The following is a 21,460-nucleotide window of genomic DNA, read 5'->3' as shown; positions in this document are numbered from 1 at the left end:
CTGGCTATTCATTTTGGTTGTGGTGATTTCTGCTAGACAAGACTAATTGGCATCGTTGCTGAATGGCCTTATCTTGAAACAGTTGCGTCAAGGTCATCGGTAATCGGCGTTGCCAATTAGGAAACTCTTTCCAGGTTCCCGGAATATTGACGCAGTGGTTATCAGCCATCAAATCAGCAAGCTGGACACAAAATAATGTCGAGTTACTTGTTGACGCCACAATCAGCCAAGCATTAAGCAACCGATTGAAAACTAATTCAGATAAAGCTTTTTTTAAGCCCATGTGAGATGCACGTTTGTCGACAGGTATCTGATGATATTGGTTTAACAAGGTTTGTAATTCTGCAAGTAACAAACTGACGTCATCAGGCAAGTGCAGGCCATCAGATTTAACTTGGCCAAGCCCGATAACTAGCCAATCAATAAGGTGCCATTTATCAACGTCACGTTGCTCAGCTTCGGTGATAAAATCCTGTTCTGACTCATATTGCGCTAAGCGCTGACGGATCAATAAATCTTCACCTTGCCACCAAGCTTTTAATGGTGCGACATCGTGATTAGCCAACATCATTAAACTATTGGTTTTGTGTGAATCAGGCGGACAGAACTGATGTTGTTGTGTAGTAAAATAAAATAATTGATTCGATAAAATATTACGCTGAGCCATAGCATCGATAATTTCAGGCGGAACCGTGCCTAAGTCTTCACCAATAACAACACAATTAGCGCGATGGCTCTCAATACAAACAATGGCGAGTAGAGTCTCTAATGGGTAATAAACATAGGCGCCGTTGCCCCAGTGTTTATTGACAGGCCACCACCAGAGTCTGAGTAATCCCATAACATGATCAATTCTAATTGCACCATAAAAGCGCATATTGGTGCGAAGCAAATCAATAAAATGTTGATAGTTAGCCTGTTTCAGCTTAACGGGGTCTAGTGGTGTTAACCCCCAATTTTGGCCACTTGCCGAAAAAGGATCTGGCGGCGCACCAATACTGGCTTGTGTACAAAACTGCCCAATATTGCTTTGTACTTCATTGCCATTCAGTAATGCGCCTATGGCTAAATCACCAATCAGGCCGATTTTCATATCAAGGGATGTGCAATATGCTTGGCATGCCTTAAGTTGCTCTACCGCGATAAACTGCAAATAGGCATAAAACTCTTCTGGCATAGTTAGCCATTGGGGAGATTGAGATACCTGATCTGCACAAAACTGCTGCAGTGACTGACCTTCTTGCTCAACAAATTGGCGAAACTGTTGATAATAACTTGAATTTACAGCCTTACTATTAACAGAAAATAATTCATACATAGTTACAAATGAGCGATATTTATAGTCAAAAACCCTTTTGTAACTAATATTTTTTAAATGATTTATTTTCACATCAAAATCATTATGTTTTATATCAACATAACTATTACCGTCTTTAGTTAACCGATTGTGCATCTCATCAAGATCGATATAGAGCGGATTCAGTCGTCTTCTGTCTGTTGGACTATAGGGACTACAATTGTCTGGATTAGCAATATCAAGTGCATGTAGAGGATTAAGCATGACAAAATCAGCTCCCATAGAGGCACTATATTCAATCATTTTTTTTAAGCTGTTAAAGTCCCCTATTGCATCAAAACCCTCGCCGCCCTTTTTTAAACTATAAAGTTGGACGCTTATTCCCCACAATTTTGGTTGGTTTTGCTTAACCAGCCCAGCATCAAAACAATGATTAGGGGCAATAAGTAAAGTTGCTGAGGCAGAAGAAACCGTGTTTATATTCGCTGCAGACTCAATTTCTACCGATATATGATGATAACCATCAGGAATAGCAAATTCAGTAAATTGATTGAGGGTAAATTGATAGCGGCAATAACGAACACCTTGGTAGTAATACTCACCAATAATGGCCATGTCACTCGTACGACAAGTAAATACAATGCTGCTAGGTGAATCTATAGAACGGCGACTCATTTGATCAAAAATGATTTCAACCCTAACCACAGCATCTTGTTCAGGTAAATGAATGTGGGCAGCGGCCATTGATACATAACTGTATTGAAAAGAAGGTAATATCGATAACCATGGCTTTGCATCTAACGTATAAACAGTCTCTTCAACGATAGAAACACTTAAAGGTTCATCGTGACTGATACTATTGTTAATGCTTTTATTAATACTGCTATTAACTGGCAGATGCTTATTTAAGGATGCTGATAATGGCTCATGGCCATTTGGTGCCAACATCGCCTTTACTATCCCTAGCCTATCGTGTTGATCAATTTTTACATGCCTGCCAAAGCAGTCAATAAACTCTGCCCCAACGCCCTGCAAATACAGTAACTTCTCTAGCCCCATATTTGTCTCCATGCTCTGCACCATAACAACTAATAGCAGCTACCATGCCAGTGTTAAGTAACAGTAAGAAGACAGATTAATGACAATAATAAGACAGACAATATTATTTAATTACAGTGCGTTATGAATAAATAAGAATATTTTACTTTTTTAGCACCCATTAAAACAGTTGTTTAAATGCACAAAAGTGGGGCGATAAATGTTCGATAACAGCGCAAATAATAGATGAGGTTGCAAAGGAGGTAGTAGCGAAAGTAACAAAACAAGCCGCACAAAATACCTATGAGGTTAATTAGCATCGATAACATACATGCGACGTTCATCGCCGAGCGATAATGATAAAGCTTGATGAGCTTCAAGCTTACTTCTGGAGAAAGGCGTGTTGGAAGGTTTCATTTTACTAAAAGTGTAACCAGATAGAATTAAATTCTCATAGGCTTGAGATTGACTACAAGTGCAGATGGTCCAGCGAGACGCCGCAAGCACGTCCGTGTGGGCTTAACCAAAACATCCATGTTTTGGATACTCGCTGACTCATCTGCACCTGCATTTTTATCTCTTCGATTTAGCTTCATTTGTGATTGTAGTAAAAGCTAAATCAGAACAAGAGTTAACTCGTTTTTGGACAAAAGCTTGTTAGAGTGTTTGCGTAAATTAGCAGTTCACGGATAACTTATAGTACCAAACACATACTCTCAGTCTTATAAGCTACTTGAATTTGATCTGTTCCAACTACCGTAAATAGACTTCAAAACACCTAACTGAATTCAATCAACTCTTTCAGCAAATATACTTGCTTTGTAGTGGCATAGTTATTTTGGCCACCTAAATAGAGGTGATATTATTACCTCGTAAATTACTTTAGGTGAACACATGAGATCGACAACCCGAAAAACATTTAGTCCTGAATTCAAACTTGAAGCAGCCCAATTAGTCCTAGATAAAAACCATAGCATCATCGAAGCTGCAAAGGCGATGAACGTGGGTAAATCAACCATGGATAAATGGGTGAGACAGTTAAAACTAGAACGCCAGGGTGGCACGCCAAAAGCCTCTCCCATTACCCCTGAACAAATTGAAATTCGTGAGTTGAAGAAACACATAGCACGTATTGAGGAGCATAATCTTATCCTAAAAAAGGCTACCGCTCTCTTGATGTCAGACTCGATGAACAATTTGCGCTAATCAGCCAACTCAAGCAGAGCCACTCTATTCTCACAATTTGTAATGCATTCAAAGTGCATAGAAGTAGCTATAAATATTGGCTAAAAAGAAAAGAGCATATTGATGCTGATTTTACAATTTTATGCAGTGAAGTGAAGACCGCGCATCGTATTAGTAATGGCTCTGCCGGTGCTCGAACGATAGCGCAATTAGTGACTAACAAAGGGATTAATCTCAGTCGTTATCGAGCTCGTAATCTCATGATAAAGCTTGGGTTAGTCAGTTGTCAGCAGCCTAAGCATGCTTATAGGAAAGCAACACAAGAGCATGTAGCTATCCCTAATACGCTTAATCGACAGTTTGCTGTTACCCAACCAAATCAAGTGTGGTGTGGCGACGTGACGTATGGTGTGCCCGGAGTTCAGCACTAGCATGGAATGCTTTAATGAACCACGAGTCTATCTGAAATACATGAACACTAAGGCAGGAGCTACATTGTTTATGGCACTATCTGGTTGTGCAGATAGTTGAGTCTGAGCGGCAGTGACTTATCGTATGCTGATAAGGTGATGTAACTCGCTGACAACGGGGAGTGAGGCGAATTCGTTAAGCCAAGATGCTCCTCTAGACTAAGCATTGGACGGATGAAGAACATGAACCGATTAACCCGCATCTATGGGCTGAAACGTCGCCATTGCCTACACGAATTAATAGGTAATATGGTGCTGCAATAGTGCTAAATGTATGGGCACTATTGCCGAGTTAATGAGTAATAAATATGTACTTATTAATGGATAAACGTTAAATCACAATTCTGCGTTTAAGCATCATCACCTTACAGTACGATAAGGTCAAAGACTGCGATCGGCATCCACCCCAATATGTTCGAGTTCAGGTAGGTAAACCGGGGAAGGTTTGTTTTGAATGCTAAGGGAGTATGACCCCGATGACAAACAAGCTGGCGGAGCGTTCGTAGTAGTCTGAGATGGGGAAAGCCCATTACATGGCGAAGGGGCGCAGTTTAATTGATTTGCGTGAGCAAATTATCTGACCTTAATGAGGTGAAGACCTTTGATAATCAGCGAAATGCAACGCAAATTAGCAACATCGACAGCAACCGATAAAGCGCACCGCGTTAATCGACTGTTGCGCCTTATCAGTCATCCGCATTGGCTTAGCCAAGCGGCACAAGTAACGCTTTCTTCAAAAGGTGCTAAAACGCCTGGTGTTGATGGGTTAACGAAGATTCATTTACAGACGAATTTGGTAGGTTACCTTGATGAGATCAGAGATGACTTATTGTCAGGTAACTATCAACCGAAACCTGCTAGAAGAATTTATATCCCCAAGGCCAATGGAAAGCAACGCCCTTTAGGCATACCAACGCTTAGAGACAGAATAGTACAACGTGCCATGCTCATGGCCATGGAACCAATATGGGAAAATGATTTTCATTCATTATCCTACGGTTTCAGACCCGAGCGTAGCGTCCATCACGCCATTAGAACAGTTAAGCTACAAATGACTGAATCCAAGGAGCCTAGAGGCCGCTGGGTAGTTGAAGGTGACTTATCAAGTTATTTTGATACAGTTCACCATCGATTATTGATGAAATGTGTTCGTAAACGGATCAACTGCCGTCGATTTAATGATTTGCTTTGGCGCTTCATTAAAGCTGGACACATTGAACGTAACCTATTTTGTGCAACAAGCGAAGGCGTACCACAAGGCGGTGTAATTTCTCCGTTATTGTCAAACATAATGCTTAATGAGTTCGATCAATATTTGGATAAATGTTACTTGAGCAAGAAAGCCCGTAAAGACCGATGGTACTGGAACCACAGTATCAAAATCAAGCGAAAACCTGCGGTTGAGGAAAACAGACAATGGAAACCTGCCGTTGCTTATTGCCGTTATGCTGATGACTTTCTAGTGATTGTCAAAGGCAATAAACAACAAGCAGAGGCAATTCGGGACCAATGTCGACACTTCCTAGAAGGTAAGCTGCAACTCACGTTAAATATGGATAAAACTCATATTACACATGTGAATGACGGTTTTATATTTCTCGGACATAGGATCATTCGAAAGCGTGGACCTAAGGGAAATATGCGAGTGGTGTCTGGTATTCCAAACGGTAAAGCCAAAGCATTTTCTCATTCATTGAGTCAGGCTTTATCAGGGGATCATAGCTGTAGCAAGATAGACAAAGTGGAACAACTCAATCGCAAACTTAAGGGTTGGGCACAATTTTATCGACATACTGATTACACCGCGAAAGTTTACAGCAAAATTGATCGTATTATTTTCTGGAAACTCGCTAAGTGGTTGGCTAGGGAAATATCGTTGTTCTATTAAATCGTTAATGATGAAATGGATCAAACGTCCGACACCAAATCAGGCAACGACATGGGTGTTATTTGGTAAAAGCAATCGTGGAAATTTATGTGGCACGTCACTATTTAGATTAGTGAGTAGCCCTAAATTACCCTTCAGATGGCGATCACCAGAAGCAAACCCCTACCTCAGAGATGAAATTAGAAATACTGTCACGTCTCGCTATAGCGATGTTGCCATGGCTGTTAGCCACAATTAAGCGGAGAGCCGTATGCGCTGAAAGGTGCACGTACGGTTCGGAGAGGAGAAGCAGAGAAATAGTTCGACTACGCTCTGCCTCTTACTCTACTTTGGGTCGGTAATCGTTGGGCATATTTAGCGGTTGTTCTAGATTTATTTTCCCGCAAACCTGTGGGATGGGCTTTGTCATTATCGCCAGATAGCGAACTGACGTGCAAAGCCTTAAATATGGCGTTTGAGTTAAGGGGGAAGCCTGAGAATGTGGTATATCACAGTGATCAGGGCTCGCATTATACTAGCTTGAAATTCCGGCAATTATTATGGCGTCTTCAGATTGAGCAAAGCATGAGTCGTCGCGGGAATTGTTGGGATAACGCACCAATGGAGCGTTTCTTTAGGAGTTTGAAATCTGAATGGGTACCCGTAAGTGGTTATGGGAATTTTACAGAAGCAGACAAAGCGATCACAAATTACATCACTTGATATTACAGTGAAACTAGACCCCATCAATATAATGGTGGGTTAACGCCAAATGAGTCAGAACGTTTATATTGGAATGACTCTAAAACCGTGGCCAATTTTACTTGACCACTACACAACGAGGTGTTCTTTGTTAAGGAAGAGGAGATGTGGCATGATCAAGAAATCTTCCGTCTTTGATTCCCAACGGTGTGTAGTGGTCAAGTAAACTTAGTTAAGCTTAGAGTGAAAAAAACATTATCTTCCAATATCAATTGAACATTTAATTCCTTGTTCTTTGCAGGTTAGGTATTTTTTTCTTTTAAATTTTCCATACCTCATACGCCACTGACGAAACTGTTCATCATTTCCTTCAGCTTTATATTTTTCCATCATTAATGCAGCGACATCTAAAACTGTTCCAACCTTACCTTGATACTGAAGTGGTCTATTAAAATTAAAGCCATATTCAATTAATTTATCAAGTGTTGGTATACTTTTGATCATTGCATCAACGATGAAGTTGTTTGAAGCACAATCTACATTTACAAACCCAACTTCTTGAAAATGTTTCTTATCTATATTTTCTCGTCGAAGAATTGTATCAATTACTGAGGCTTCTTTTCCAGTCATAGAATCTTGTGTAGTCATCCTGCAAATATCATTAATATGAAGCAAATCCATCGTCTTATTCTTTCTACTAAAATTATTAATTGTTAGTAGAGGGACCGTTTTCATCACCTCTACTGACGCCTCACCCAAATAATCTGTAGGGTTGTATTCGAAGTCTGCAAACACAGGTTTACAGATAACAATCGCTAATACTAAAATTTTAAAGATTTTAAGCACTATAAAACTCCTAACAGTACACCTTGGGGGAATCAAAGAGAGCTGATTTCTTGATGAGGCTAACCACCTAAAACATAGCCACCCATTTTTAAGAAAATAACATAACCCGTTTTGATCCCTTTTACGACAGTTCTTTTCTAGATACTCAATCCAATTATTTGAATCGATATTGCTGAAAATTAGCGCTATATTAGTCGTTGATTAGTCATCTAGTGAATTTAACACTGCAGAAATACTTGATATCATTCAAGTATGAATTGGAAAGTTATTTGGAGGAAAGTTAACGGTTAAGCGCACAACCAGCGCTGACAGTTCGCTGCGCCTTGTCGTCGTTTTCGGTCTAAATGGTCACAATAGTCAGTTAATGCAGGTAAAGCTCCTACCGCACCTTTGAATAATGCGCCAAACTCGGTAGTGATTTTTAACCAGTTTTCAGCAGGTATATTTAATCGATTGAGAATATCCTGACTACTTGCGCTAATGGCACCGCGCTTATCCTGTCGAATTATCCTGCCGGTATCTTCAACCAGTACTATGTAGTCTTTTACGCTGAACATTAACCCATTAGGCATGTTCAAACGCTCATTACCCACAAAAGGCAACAATTCTGTTGGTTGCTCACCTTTTATCGCTGAATTTATTCGACGCTGAATACTGGTATAGTCTGAGCTTTCAGGGGTAGCAGCCATTTGGGCGCGAATAGGATTCAAATCGACATAGGCCATACAGGCTAATACTGCTGCTTCATCTAATAATGCTTGTGATTTAAACCTACCTTCCCAGAAGCGACCTGTACATTTATCTTCTTTGTTAGCCATTCTGGCTATTGGCTCACTAAGTGAGCGCATAAACCAGCTGATATCAATCAAACGTTGGCGATATTGAATGATACTGTCGTTTACCGTCTTTAATTCAAATTCATTCAGCTCTTCACCTTTTACGAACTTATGTGTCAGTAAAGTACCTTTAAAGCCTTTGTGCCATTGAATTAGCACTTCTTTATCTGACCACTGTTTTGCTTTGTCAGCATCCACTTTAACCACTACATGTAAATGATTGCTCATGACGGCATAGGCACAAATATCAATGGCGAAAATTGTCGCTAATTCAAGAATACGGGCATCAACCCATTCGCGTCGATGCTCAAAGTTTTCACCTGTTGAGTTATCAAAACCGCACAAAAAAGCTTTACGCACCACACGCGAACAACAGTGATAGTAAGGTGTATCTTCTAAGCTAACGATAGTTTGTCTTGGTCTGGCCATCTTCAAATACCATTTAGGAAGGGTACATAAAGCGTAGTTGAGTGGTTAATGTTTAGCCAGCTGGAATGGGTGGCCATGATACTGCCAGCCAGCAGGAATGGGTGGCCATGATACTGCCAGCCAGCAGGAATGGGTGGCCATGATACTGCCAGCCAGCAGGAAGAATGGGTGGCCATGATACTGCCAGCCAGCAGGAATGGGTGGCCATGATGCTGAGCCATGATGCTAGAGCTTATTCATTAAGTTGAAATCGGCGAATTGGCATCTCTAACAAGGAATGGCGTAAAAATGTGCTGGAGCTTTAGTCTATTATGATGGGAGGTATGACGTAAACGCCCGCTTATAGTCTCTTTTTTGGTAGAATTATGATGTAATTGAATAAACCTATATAGGTTTAAGGCCAGACGACAAACTGTATATTGCTAGTTGAATTAAGCTATACCCGTGGCCACTGCCTTTAGTACCGGAAACTGTGTTTAAGGATAAATAAAAAGCCTAACACAGAATGTTAGGCTTTTAAAATAGCGACTTGCCTCATCCAAGATCTAAATTGACATAGCCAATTCAGCACCTTGTCTTATCGCACGTTTAGCATCTAACTCAGCGGCAACATCAACACCACCAATAAGATGAACCGGTAGCCCTGTCGCTTTCATTTCATCCACTAAGGTGCGATTTGATTCTTGTCCCGCACATAGCACGACATTATCAACCGCAAGAATTTGAGATACATCGCCGACTTTAATATGCAGCCCTTGTGAGTCAAATTTTTCATAACTGACTCCGGTCATCATATTAACTTCATGCTGTTTAAGCACTGAGCGATGGATCCAACCAGTCGTTTTGCCTAGGCCTTTGCCCATTTTAGTGGTTTTGCGTTGTAGCAAATAGATTTCACGGCTTGGGTGATGCTCCGCTTCTTCTGTCAGTCCACCACGATTCTGATACTCTTTATCAATGCCCCACTGCTTTAACCATTTATCGGGTTGCAATGTAGAAGACTCTTTTTCACATAAAAAATGCGCCATATCAAAACCAATACCACCTGCACCGATTAATGCGACTTTTTGACCAATTTCAACTTCGCCATTAAGCACCTTTTGATAATCAACCACACGGGGATCATCAAAGCCTTCTAGCTTAAGATTACGCGGCACTACACCTGAAGAAATAACCACTTCATCAAAGTGTTCTTGCTTCAATACTTGGGCATCTAACTTAGTATTTAAACGTAAATCGACTTTCAGCAGTTTAATCTGATTGGTAAAGTAGCGAATGGTTTCATTAAACTCTTCCTTACCAGGGATTTTACGCGCCAAGTTGAACTGGCCGCCCACTTCACTTTTCGCTTCAAACAACACCACATCATGGCCGCGAGTTGCTGCATAGACGGAAAAAGCCATGCCAGCAGGACCTGCGCCCATCACGGCAATGCGTTTCTTCGCCTGGGTTGGGGTAAAGTTAATTTCTGTTTCATAACACGCACGCGGATTCACTAAACAAGTGGCGCGCTTCATCGAGAAGGTATGATCAAGGCAAGCCTGATTACAGCCAATACAGGTATTAATTAACTCGCTTTGATTAGCCGCTGCTTTATTAACAAATTCAGCATCTGCTAAAAATGGCCGTGCCATAGACACCATATCCGCTTGACCAGAGGCAATAATATGTTCGGCAATTTCGGGGGTGTTAATACGGTTTGTAGCAACTAAAGGTATGCTAACTTCCGATTTTAATCTTTCAGTCACCCATGCAAAGCCGCCCCTTGGGACACTGGTAGCAATTGTCGGTACTCGCGCCTCGTGCCAACCAATACCAGTATTGATAATACTCACGCCGACGGCTTCTAATGATTTCGCCAGTTCAACTACTTCATCCCAGCTTGATCCATTATCGACTAAGTCCAACATAGATAAACGGAAAATGATAATGAAATCTTTACCGACTTTGTCACGGATAGCTTTGACTATTTCTAAAGGAAACTTAACCCGGTTTTGATAACTGCCGCCCCATTCATCGGTTCTTTTATTGGTACGAGAACTGATAAATTGATTAATCAAGTACCCTTCTGATCCCATCACTTCAACACCATCGTAACCTGCTTTACGGGCTAATTTAGCGCTGCTGGCATAATCTTTAATGGTATTATTAACTTGTCTTGATGACATAGCCGAAGGGGTAAAAGGCGTGATCGGTGATTTAACTTTACTCGGCGCCAAGCTAAAAGGATGATAGCTGTAACGACCCGCATGCAAAATTTGCATACAGATTTTACCGCCAGCGTCATGCACTGCATCGGTAACAATTTTGTGTTTCCTGACTTGCCAGGGAAAGCTTAATTGACATGCATGTGGCGCAAGACGTCCGCGCATATTAGGCGCGATACCGCCAGTAACAATTAAACCTACTCCGCCAGCGGCTCGTTCTTTATAAAACGCTGCCAGTTTCTCAAATCCGCCTTTTTCTTCTTCTAAGCCTGTGTGCATAGAGCCCATTAACACGCGGTTTTTCAACTGCGTGAAGCCTAAATCTAAAGGTTCTAGTATGTGTGGAAACGACATTCAAACATCCTTTTTAAACAAGTGATTGAAACCAGCATAACCTTAACTTTGATAAAGCTCAATCATTGACACAGCGGATTGTCAAAAACGTTTACAATTGAATTTACCATTTAAATCCATTTTCAGTTAGGATGACATTATTAGAATGTTATAGGAGTGGTAAATGTCCACTAAACCCCCGTTTTTAAAAAGGTTGTTCACCTTATTATGGAATACAGTGAACACTATAAGAAAATTAATTATCAATTTTATTTTTTTCAGCATATTAGCAATCATCATTATTGCGGTCATGACTTCAGAAGATGAAATTGTGCTCGACAATCAAACAGCCTTAGTGCTCAATTTATCTGGTCATATAGTCGATCAAAAACGCTTTGTTGATCCCTTTGAAGCTGTGTTAGCACAGGGCAATGATAATCCCGATGCTGAAATTCTGTTAGCGGATGTGCTTTATGTGATTAACAACGCCACCCTAGATACACGAATTAGCACCATAGTACTTAATTTAAGTAACTTACGCTCGGCAGGTGTAAGCAAAATGACTAATATTGGCGATGCGTTAACTGAGTTTAAAGCTGCCGGTAAAAAAGTGATTGCAATGGAGGATGGTTACAGTCAAAACCAGTACTTCCTTGCGAGTTATGCAGACACCTTATTTTTAAATTCTAAAGGCATGGTTAGCCTTGATGGATTAAGCCGTTATCGCCTTTACTATAAGTCTGCACTAGAAAAGCTTAAAATTAACACCCATGTTTTTCGTGTTGGTACTTTCAAGTCAGCGGTAGAACCTTTTATTCGTGATGACATGTCTGACGCTGACAAAGCTGCGAGTGATGAATTGCTGGGCGATATTTGGCAAAGCTATTCAACTATTGTTACTAAAAACCGCGGCATTAGCCCTGAGCAATTAGTGCTTGATACCGATGCTTATTTAGCTCAGTTAGATAAAGCAAACGGTGACAGTGCATTGATGGCAATGAATATGGGTTGGGTTGATGAGCTTGTTTCTGCGGAGCAATTTCGCCTCGCCATGATAGAACTTGTCGGTAGCAATAAAGAAGGTAATTCATACCGTCAAATAGGTTTCAATGATTACCTATCACTCACGGCACCGCTACCTCAGTTTATTGAAAATGATTCAGTAGGCATTATTGTCGCAAAAGGTAACATTCTTAATGGCGCCCAGCCCGCTGGACAAATTGGCGGTGAAACCACGTCTGAATACCTGCGTAAAGCTCGCCTAAACGATAAAGTAAAAGCTGTGGTGTTACGGGTAGATAGCCCTGGTGGCAGTGCATTTGCTTCGGAGCAAATACGCCAAGAAGTGCTGGCACTTAAAAATGCAGGTAAACCCGTTGTTGTGAGTATGGGAAGTTTAGCCGCGTCTGGCGGTTACTGGATTTCAGCAAGTGCTGATTATATTTATGCAACTCCGACGACGCTCACCGGTTCAATTGGTATTTTTGGCATGTTTGCCACCTTTGAAGATACCCTAAGCCATTTGGGTGTTAATTCAGACGGCGTGGCAACATCTGATTGGGCTGGTCTCTCACCTACTCGCAGTTTAAGTCCCAATGTAAAAGCCGTTATTCAACGTCATATAGAACGTGGTTACCATGAGTTTATTTCTCTTGTTGCCTCCGAGCGTAATATGACACTTGAACAAGTTGATAATATTGCCCAGGGCCGTGTTTGGACAGGTAACCGTGCACTTGAATTAGGTCTTGTTGATGAAATTGGCGACATGAAACAAGCTATCGCAAAAGCTGCAGAACTGGCTGAAATGGATAAGTTTGATACCAAATTAATTGAACAGGAATTGACTACTGAACAACAGTTTATTCAGCAGTTAATAGGCGCCTCAGCGGCTTATATACCAGTATCTGCGCATAAATCATCCATACTCGAAACTATGTTAGCTCAGTGGAGTGGCGTGATTGAAGATTTTGCTAAGTTTGATGACCCGCAGGGAGTATACCTTTACTGCGAGCAATGTGACTTCTAGTTTTTAGCATAGAATTATTAAATATGTAAAAAAAGCCTGCTTAGCAGGCTTTTTTATATCGATTCGACAATATAACTCGTATAATTTACACATTATGTAAAATTAATCTAATTTGAGCTAATCCATGACTAAACGCGCTATTTACGTTGCCTATACGGGCGGAACAATAGGTATGCAAAAAACCGCTAATGGTTTTGCACCTGTTTCTGGCTTTTTAACCGATTGCGTTCAGTCTATGCCTGAGTTTTATCACGAAGAAATGCCAAGCTTTGTGATCCAGGAATACAGCCCATTAATTGACTCTTCAAATATGGCGCCTACGGATTGGCAACTCATCGCTAATGACATAAAAGCTAATTATGAAAAATACGATGGTTTTGTCATATTACATGGCACCGACACTATGGCTTATACCGCTTCAGCATTGTCATTTATGCTACAAGGGCTATCAAAACCTGTCATTGTCACTGGCTCTCAAATTCCTTTAGCGCAGCTTCGTTCTGACGGTCAAACAAACTTATTAAACTCATTGTATATCGCTGCCAATTACCCAATAGCAGAAGTCTGTTTATTTTTTAACAATAAATTGTTTAGAGGTAATCGTTCAACTAAGGCCCATGCCGATGGCTTTGATGCATTTGCCTCACCTAACTTCCCGCTACTACTTGAGGCGGGTATTAAGATTAATATCAAAGAAGGCAAAATCACTCAGCCGACAAACTCGCCTTTAAATGTAATTAATATCAAACCGCAGCCTATTGGGGTAGTGACTTTATATCCCGGAATTTCAACCCAGATATTTAACAATATTCTACAGCAACCGGTTAAAGCATTAATCATGCTTACCTTTGGTGTGGGTAATGCACCACAGGACCCACTGCTTTTACAGGCATTAAAACAGGCCGATGAGCGTGGCATAGTCCTAGTGAACCTGACTCAATGTTTTCAGGGCAAAGTCAATATGCGCGGTTATGCCACAGGTAACTCATTAGCTAAGGCTGGCGTAATAAGTGGTATGGATATGACTATTGAAGCAGCATTAGCAAAATTACACTATTTGCTTTCAATAAATTTGACACCAGAAGAAATTAAGAAATCGATGCAAATGAACTTGATTGGTGAGCTGTCAGCAGACTAATCACTGTTAAGATCTGATGATAAACTGATAAAAACTCGCTTACAGGATTAGTAGTCATATTTGCGAAATAGGTGTACTAAAGTCATTATCTTAATTTAGCAGCGAGTTTTTATATTTCACATCAATTAAATTGATAGCTGACAATCCTCCTCTGCGGCCTAAGTTAATTATCAACCACATCAACTTAGGTATACAAAGTAGAAAATTCTGCTCAATTTACTGTATAAATTGATCTTCTTCCTTGGCGTTACAGTATTTATAGAAATAATTAACTGATCCAAGGTAGTGCCATGTCATTTTCATTAAGCGAAGAATCAAGAATTATAGAAATGGCTTGGGAAGACAGAACGCCTTTTGAAGCAATAGAGCTGCAGTTCGGAATGAATGAACCTTTAGTGATTAAATTTATGCGCAGTCGCCTTAAACCTAAAAGTTTCAAACTGTGGCGTGAAAGGGTCAGTGGCCGCAACACAAAGCATTTAAAGCTCAGAAACCCTGAAATAAGCAGAGGTTATTGCCCAACCCAATATAAACAGCGTTAATACGAGCGATTATAATTAGATACATCTTCTATTCCGACCTGCTGTTTACATAATATAAGGTCGGTTTAATCCAGAATCGATAATTGTCCACTCAGCCTCACCAAAACATAACCATGCAAAGTCTCCCACCCTAGCAGTAAACTTATCCTTTCTCTGATTAAAGCTTTGCAAAACGGGTATTTAAAAGGCAGAGTGTTGAATTATTAATACTATTTATCAATCTGAGTTTAATACTCAAAACAACTTCCCTTCCTTGTTGAGTGATAGTTTAGGATCATTTAAAGATAAATATATGACTAAAAATTTGCTTAAAATAGCGCTTTCCTTGCCACTATTAACATCCTGTGTATCTACAATAGATCAAACAATTCCTCTTTCTAATGAGTTTCAGACTAGTTCGACAGTCATCATTCTGGACAATCCTAGCTTTAGGATCCCTGATTCAGTTTATAACAATGATCTGGGTATCTATTCCGTTGTAAACGCAGAAACATCCTGGAAAAGCTCACAAAAAAACTTAGTTGATAGAAAGAAAGACATAAGTTTTATCAACTATATACTTTTTGATGATGCTCTTTCATTCATTAGCGCAGAATATGAAGTTGATGATACACAAAGGTTTTCTTTCACCCTTCAACAAAATGATGAAAATGTTTCTACATCAAAATGTGAAATTTTTTCGCAGTCTTTGACTAAAGAGACAGAAGCAAATGATATTGAATTTTCTGGTCCAAGTTCTCATTCTAGTCATAATACCCGGTTAAAAACATACCTAGTATGTGCTATCACACACAATCAAAAACTTTGGCAGCTAACATTAAAATCTTATCAAAATCAAACAACAATAGTTCAAGTTAAAAGCGATGATCGGTCTTATCAAGTCGAAGATATTTCACAGAATGTAAGTTTAGTAAAAAAGGGGGATATTATTGAGCAGAGACATTCAGCCCCATGGCGATCATTAAGCTCAGGACTTGAGTTTTTTGATAATAAAGAACAAGTTGGTGCTTTATCTTTTGTTGGTAAGCCTAAAATTTGGCTAAAAAATGATTTGCCAGATCAAACGAAACAATTATTAGTTTCAATTAACTATAGCCTGACTATGTTTAATTGGTTGGACAGCGATTGGCGTTAAATACTATTTTCACTCTGTTTGATTAGCGTCGATATGTGCCTGTAAAACAAGCCTGTAAAAGATTCTGTGTAACGGCAAAAAGAAATAATAATCTGGGTGTTATCTATCATCAACGCCCAGATTAGGAATATTTACAACGGATTGACTTCGAATGTGTTACTTAGGCAGTAATACTGTATCAATTACATGTATTACACCGTTACTTGCAGCAACATCAGCCATAATAACTTTAGCATTGTTTATCATGACTCTACCGTCAGTAACTTTTACCATCACCATTTCACCTTGAACGGTTGCAGCACTATCAATTTTAGCCACATCTGCCGCCAATACCTTTCCTGATACTACATGGTATGTTAATACAGCGACTAGCTTATCTTTGTTTTCTGGTTTTAGTAACATTTCAACAGTACCGGACGGAAGATTTGCAAAAGCTTCATCCGTTGGTGCAAACACTGTAAACGGACCTTCTCCCTTAAGCGTCTCAACTAACCCAGCCGCTTTTACCGCAGCGACTAAAGTGTTAAAAGATCCATTTTCAGCAGCGACATCAACAATGTCTTTTTTCATGCCATGATGTTCTGCATAAGAAGTGGTCACAAACGCAAAGCTGGCAAGGATAATCGATAGTGTTGTAATTGCTTTCTTTAACATTGTATTTTCCTTTTTTGAGATTTTTGTAGAGAGTTAAGTTTTGTTGTCGCTGTATTTTACGAAGCATTAAAGGATAAAGATCACTCAATTTACATATCAATTACTTTTAAAGGGTTCATCACTATTAAAAATCAGACCTAACAACAGAGTGCCATCTTATTAATCATCAATTAATCAATTGTTTACAGCGACCAATAGGTTATTAACAACTATGCAAATTCCTATAGATAACAGTTTGATAACTTTCATGATAACAAGCACGCTAAAATTTTTACCACTTCAACAGCGCTAAACCTACGCCACTACAATAGTTGGTTTAATCATTTTTTGTTGTAAGTCTGGTATATGCTAGGCAGCGCTCCAGGCTCATTGATTGCAGATAAGATATACACTAAGTCGCCTTTTATCTTGTCGCGGCTATAATTCTTTTTAGTTTAAAACAAACCTATTAACTGATATGTCCATGGGTATTTTGGGCATATCACCATCAAATGGAATATATAACATTCCTTCATAAGGACAACCTAAGTAGCGAAAAGTGTGAATGAATATCTCTTCAAAGCAATGCTTTACTTCCACATCGCCCCCCGTTGCTAACAAGGCTACTGACTTTCCCCGTAGCGCTCTACCCATCTCTTTGTCTTGACTGAGTAGGTCTGAAATTCTATCGAGAAATATTTTCATCCTTGCACTGGGTGAATACCAATAAACTGGCGTCGCAAAAACGAGTTTCTGGTATGTCAGTAGCTGTTTAAATAGCGAGTTGAAGTCATCGGATTGGTTTTGATACGCATAATCAAACTCTCCGATACTAAAGGTATTTAAGTCATACACACTGACGTTTGATGTAGCGGCTTGCTGATATTGTCTAACAAGTCTTGCCGTATTTCCGTTACTTCGACAACTGCCAAGAATAATTGCAGTGCTCATATTACTTCCTTGTTATTGATAGATATTACGCTCCAACGGCAAGTCGCTTAGGTACTGAACAAACTCAACTTCAAAACCATTAGGGTCAATAAAATACACACTTTTAGCATGGGGATCATTTCCACCCCAAATACGTACTTCAAACCCTGCATTGTTTAAACGTGCTATTAAACTGTTTAAATCAGCAACTACATAAGCAAAGTGGGCTACACCCATTTCATTAGAGGCTAGCTCTCGTACTTTGCCTGTTCCAGAATCATTAAAAGATAAGTACTGTTTGTCATCACCAAAATGTACCCATTTACGTGGTACGCCGTACCACGTTGACTCGCCGCCTCCCCTTATCCGCCAATGAGGCATGGCAGCACGATAAAAAGCTAATGTTTGATCTAAATCTTTTACAACGATATTTATATGCTCTAAATGCATGATATGTCCTTATTTTTAATCCCAATTAAATTAACTAGACACAGCATAAAACCTCAAGCTAACTTGAGGTAAAGCGTTTTTTTCGTTATTTTAATAATCTTAATTTTCCGTGTGTGGCTTAAATATGTTGAACGAGTACGATCTATCTGTGGGACAAGTGGCTAAACGTTGTGGTGTTAAGGTATCGACATTGCATTTTTATGAGCAAAAAGGGCTAATTAAATCATTGCGTAATCAAGGTAATCAGCGTCGTTATCAACGTGATGTGTTACGACGGGTATCTGTGATTAAAGCGGCTCAACAGTTCGGGATTAGCCTGCAGGATATTCAAACCGCGTTTAGTCATTTACCTGATCAAAGAACCCCAAACAAAGATGATTGGACTCAACTGTCGCAAACGTGGAAAACGCAATTAAATAAACAAATTGCAGCATTAGAAGATTTGAGGGATTCACTTGAAGGATGTATTGGTTGTGGTTGCCTGTCGATGACTAGCTGCCCTATTTATAACCCGAACGATACCTTGGCCACCAAAGGTAATGGGGCTGTATTATTGGATATAACCAATTAAAAAAAGCTTACTGATAGCAATTTAAGCCATATTGCTCACCACATAAAAACTAAAAAGGGCCTAGTCACTTCGACTAAGCCCTGATGAAACTATTCATCTAATTTGGGAGGAAATTGAGAACAATGAAACGTGTTATGAATTAAGGGTTACTCTTCGAGTATACGAGAGCGAGTAATTTCAATTTTACGGGCTTTCATTGCCTCTGGGATCTCACGTTCCAAATCAATATTCAGCAATCCATTTTCTAACTCAGCGCCGACGACTCTGACATGATCTGCAAGCTGGAATACCCGTTCAAAACCTCGTTCAGCAATGCCCTGATGAAGATATTTACGTTCATCTTTTGTGTTAGCTTTATTACCTTTAACTAATAACTTTTCACCTTCACTAGTGATATCAAGTTCAGTCATGTTGAAACCAGCAACAGCCATGGTAATGCGATAAAGGTTTTCACCGAGCAATTCGATGTTGTATGGAGGATAGCCATTGTTGCCATTGTTCGCTGCGGCATGTTCCGCAAGCTGGGCTAAACGGTCAAAGCCAATAGCGCTACGGTATAGTGGGGTTAAATCTGGAGAAATAGAAAAATTACGCATAATCATATCCTTGTCTAAAGCAATATGTAAAAAATTAAGCCATTATTGGCGAGTTTTCATTGCCCTTTCGGCACAATGGATAACAAAATATCAAAACCTCTGTTGAGCGTTTTTAACTATCATCTTGTTACAAATAAAATATAGGGATGGGATTTGTTAATTCAAGGGGAAAATAAAAAATACTAAAAAAAAGACAGCTAACTTAGCTGTCTTTTATGCATTAACAATTTCATCTTGCAAATGTTAATGTCTGTTGAGAATTAGTTTAACTGACAACCTAAAACACTATTAGAGTTAGTGTAAACAATATCACCTACTGGTGCGAAATCAGCAGCAACAATCATGCTTTTATCTTTAAAGTAAGTATAAAGCACCTCAGCATCAACATAGCCTGTTTGTACTGACTCAAGTTTTGGATAACCATCACCACCTGCAGCATTATAGCTTGGTACAGTGAAGGTGTAGCTACCATCGGCAGCATACGTTTCACCATTGATTTCACTGATATCAACAGTGCTTGCTGCACAGTCGACAGTCATTTTAACGCCAGTAATTTGTGCATAAGCACCTGAACCACGTTGGAATGTCGCCACTGTAGCTAAGTATTCAGAAACTTGTGCACCTGTGAGTGTGTTTAAGGTAACCATATTGCCAAACGGCTGTACGGTTAATACGTCACGATACGAGATTTCACCCGCTGCAATTGATGCACGTACACCGCCTGAGTTCATTACAGAAAAATCGGCATTAACTTTAGTACGCTGTGCTTCTGCAATTAAACGACCTAGGTTAGTTTGCTCACCACGTACAATAGCGCGATCGCCTTCAAGTTTAGCGTCAGTTTCAGCAATCACTTCGCCTAATTGACCTTGACCTTTTGCTTGATAATAAGACAGTAATTGCTTTAAATCTGCATCAGGTACAATTTCTTCACCAATAAATACTGTGGTTTTTTTACCTTCAGCATCTTCAACTGTTTTCTTCAAGTTAACTGGGATCAACTTATAGCTAGCAAGGTTCAATTTACCATTGAAGTATTCAAAATCTGCACGTCCCACATACTTGCCCCACTCATGGGCTTGCATGATGTAAGTGCCATTTTGCATATCAGGTGCACAGTCATCGCCAGGTTTGAAATCAGCGTATTCATTCGTGCCAGGTTCCATACACACTGGGTTTTGTGAATGCCCACCAATTACCGCCTGTAAATCACCTGCAGCAAGTGTTCTTGCCATTTCAACATCACCTGGGGCGTTGCTGCCATGTTTGCCATCGGCATAATGTCCCATATGGGTAGTGGCAAAAATTAAATCTGCACTATCGTTCGCTTTAATTTCAGCAATCACTTTTGCCACTTCTGTGGTTGGATCGGTAAACTTGATATCCTGAATGTATTCTGGGTTACCTAACTTCTCAGTATCTTTAGTTGTTAAACCAATAACGGCAATGCGTACGCCATTAACGTCGAATATTTTGTAGGGTTCAAAATAACGTGTAGTGCCATCAGCATGATAGATATTGGCCGCTAGCATTGGAAAGTTAGCGATAGAGCGTTGTGAATCTAATACTGCTAATGGGTTATCAAATTCATGATTACCCACTGCCATGGCGTCATAACGAATTTCGTTCATGCCAATAAAATCAGGAACGGCATCTTGTAAGTCTGATTCAGGTACGCCGGTGTTAATATCGCCGCCAGATAACAGTATACTTTCACCGCCATTAGCACTCACTTCAGCACGAATTTGATCGATTAAGGCTTTGCGCGCTGCCATACCGTATTCACCACTAGTATTTTCCCAGAAGCGACCATGGTTATCATTGGTATGAAGAACGGTAAATATTTTACAATCTGCTCCAGCTTCTGCGCAGGTGGTAGGCACTTTTGCATCGTCGTCACTATTACAGCCCATTAATGCAACTAACACAGCTGATGCCAGCATTCCTTTTATTAACACTTTAGACATATGTAACCCCATTTATTATTTATCTTGTATTTATTTGTATAAATAAGCGAACTTTAAATTCACCTTAAAATGATACCAAACAATGAGGGATACACGTGACAACTTTATGACAAAACAATGACATTTAGTGCAATCTTAACAATGAGTTACATGAAAAACTGTCGTAAATAAAGAACAGGGCAACCCTATCAGATTTATACCTATGCAGTAAACAATAAAGGCTTAACCCAATAATGAAGTTAAGCCTTTATAAACAAAGATT

The 21,460-nt window shown here is 39.8% G+C and carries 15 protein-coding genes and 2 pseudogenes; 8 read left to right on the top strand and 9 right to left on the bottom strand.

All coding sequences use genetic code 11. The annotated features are described in order from the left end of the window. Positions 1–4: 4 nt before the first annotated feature. On the bottom strand, positions 5–2,368 hold the full coding sequence (malQ, locus tag ACRWQL_RS19620) for a 4-alpha-glucanotransferase (RefSeq protein WP_434951745.1): 2,364 nt from the start codon (positions 2,366–2,368) through the stop codon (positions 5–7). An 861-nt stretch (positions 2,369–3,229) separates the two neighbouring features. Here malQ and ACRWQL_RS19615 point away from each other — a divergent pair. The 3 genes and pseudogenes from ACRWQL_RS19615 to ACRWQL_RS19605 all read left to right on the top strand — a co-directional run. Next, positions 3,230–3,927: pseudogene (locus tag ACRWQL_RS19615) on the top strand (IS3 family transposase); the annotation flags it as partial. A 679-nt stretch (positions 3,928–4,606) separates the two neighbouring features. Continuing rightward, positions 4,607–5,878 carry a group II intron reverse transcriptase/maturase gene (gene ltrA / locus ACRWQL_RS19610; RefSeq protein ID WP_434951743.1) on the top strand — a complete coding sequence of 424 codons (1,272 nt, stop codon included), beginning with the start codon at positions 4,607–4,609 and terminating at the stop codon, positions 5,876–5,878. 318 nt (positions 5,879–6,196) lie between these two features. Further along, a pseudogene (locus ACRWQL_RS19605) lies at positions 6,197–6,685 on the top strand (IS3 family transposase); the annotation flags it as partial. Positions 6,686–6,814: 129 nt separating this feature from the next. Here the strand turns inward: ACRWQL_RS19605 and ACRWQL_RS19600 are convergent. From ACRWQL_RS19600 to ACRWQL_RS19590, 3 genes are all read right to left on the bottom strand, one after another. Then, entirely contained in the window at positions 6,815–7,405 is a 591-nt protein-coding gene (locus tag ACRWQL_RS19600) for a hypothetical protein (RefSeq protein WP_434951741.1), read from the bottom strand. 287 nt (positions 7,406–7,692) lie between these two features. Next, positions 7,693–8,670 carry a transposase gene (locus ACRWQL_RS19595; protein ID WP_434951739.1) on the bottom strand — a complete coding sequence of 326 codons (978 nt, stop codon included), beginning with the start codon at positions 8,668–8,670 and terminating at the stop codon, positions 7,693–7,695. 545 nt (positions 8,671–9,215) lie between these two features. Beyond that, positions 9,216–11,231, bottom strand: coding sequence for an FAD-dependent oxidoreductase (locus ACRWQL_RS19590; protein ID WP_434951737.1), 2,016 nt, complete (start codon positions 11,229–11,231; stop codon positions 9,216–9,218). 163 nt (positions 11,232–11,394) lie between these two features. Between ACRWQL_RS19590 and sppA the strand changes: the two genes are divergently transcribed. From sppA to ACRWQL_RS19570, 4 genes are all read left to right on the top strand, one after another. Continuing rightward, positions 11,395–13,236, top strand: a complete 1,842-nt coding sequence (gene sppA / locus ACRWQL_RS19585; RefSeq protein ID WP_434951735.1) for a signal peptide peptidase SppA — start codon at positions 11,395–11,397, stop codon at positions 13,234–13,236. A 124-nt stretch (positions 13,237–13,360) separates the two neighbouring features. Next, entirely contained in the window at positions 13,361–14,374 is a 1,014-nt protein-coding gene (ansA, locus tag ACRWQL_RS19580) for an asparaginase (protein ID WP_226415699.1), read from the top strand. Positions 14,375–14,664: 290 nt separating this feature from the next. Then, the gene (locus tag ACRWQL_RS19575) at positions 14,665–14,916 is read left to right on the top strand and encodes a TIGR03643 family protein (RefSeq protein WP_434926190.1); all 252 of its coding nucleotides are present in this window, start codon (positions 14,665–14,667) and stop codon (positions 14,914–14,916) included. Between the two features lie 292 nt (positions 14,917–15,208). Then, positions 15,209–16,051 (top strand): hypothetical protein, encoded by an 843-nt coding sequence (locus tag ACRWQL_RS19570; protein ID WP_434951733.1) that lies wholly within the window; start codon positions 15,209–15,211, stop codon positions 16,049–16,051. Positions 16,052–16,207: 156 nt separating this feature from the next. Here ACRWQL_RS19570 and ACRWQL_RS19565 read toward each other — a convergent pair whose 3' ends face one another. The 3 genes from ACRWQL_RS19565 to ACRWQL_RS19555 all read right to left on the bottom strand — a co-directional run bounded on the left by ACRWQL_RS19565 (position 16,208) and on the right by ACRWQL_RS19555 (position 18,067). Next, the gene (locus ACRWQL_RS19565) at positions 16,208–16,705 is read right to left on the bottom strand and encodes a fasciclin domain-containing protein (protein WP_434951732.1); all 498 of its coding nucleotides are present in this window, start codon (positions 16,703–16,705) and stop codon (positions 16,208–16,210) included. A gap of 429 nt (positions 16,706–17,134) precedes the next feature. Further along, positions 17,135–17,635 carry a flavodoxin family protein gene (locus ACRWQL_RS19560; RefSeq protein WP_434951730.1) on the bottom strand — a complete coding sequence of 167 codons (501 nt, stop codon included), beginning with the start codon at positions 17,633–17,635 and terminating at the stop codon, positions 17,135–17,137. Positions 17,636–17,647: 12 nt separating this feature from the next. Next, positions 17,648–18,067, bottom strand: coding sequence for a VOC family protein (locus ACRWQL_RS19555; protein ID WP_434953438.1), 420 nt, complete (start codon positions 18,065–18,067; stop codon positions 17,648–17,650). Positions 18,068–18,188: 121 nt separating this feature from the next. Here ACRWQL_RS19555 and soxR point away from each other — a divergent pair, with 121 nt between their 5' ends. After that, on the top strand, positions 18,189–18,635 hold the full coding sequence (gene soxR / locus ACRWQL_RS19550) for a redox-sensitive transcriptional activator SoxR (RefSeq protein ID WP_434926193.1): 447 nt from the start codon (positions 18,189–18,191) through the stop codon (positions 18,633–18,635). A gap of 146 nt (positions 18,636–18,781) precedes the next feature. Here the strand turns inward: soxR and ACRWQL_RS19545 are convergent, their stop codons facing one another. After that, complete coding sequence (locus ACRWQL_RS19545; RefSeq protein WP_226415693.1) at positions 18,782–19,231, bottom strand: Hsp20 family protein; 450 nt, start codon at positions 19,229–19,231, stop codon at positions 18,782–18,784. Positions 19,232–19,491: 260 nt separating this feature from the next. After that, the gene (gene ushA, locus ACRWQL_RS19540; protein ID WP_434951728.1) at positions 19,492–21,198 is read right to left on the bottom strand and encodes a bifunctional UDP-sugar hydrolase/5'-nucleotidase UshA; all 1,707 of its coding nucleotides are present in this window, start codon (positions 21,196–21,198) and stop codon (positions 19,492–19,494) included. Positions 21,199–21,460: the final 262 nt, after the last annotated feature.

Source organism: Shewanella sp. HL-SH4, from assembly GCF_051164845.1.
In the GTDB taxonomy this organism is placed as follows: domain Bacteria; phylum Pseudomonadota; class Gammaproteobacteria; order Enterobacterales; family Shewanellaceae; genus Shewanella; species Shewanella glacialimarina.
Note: the sequence above shows the minus strand (reverse complement) of the source record. Positions and strands in the feature narration are given on the sequence as shown.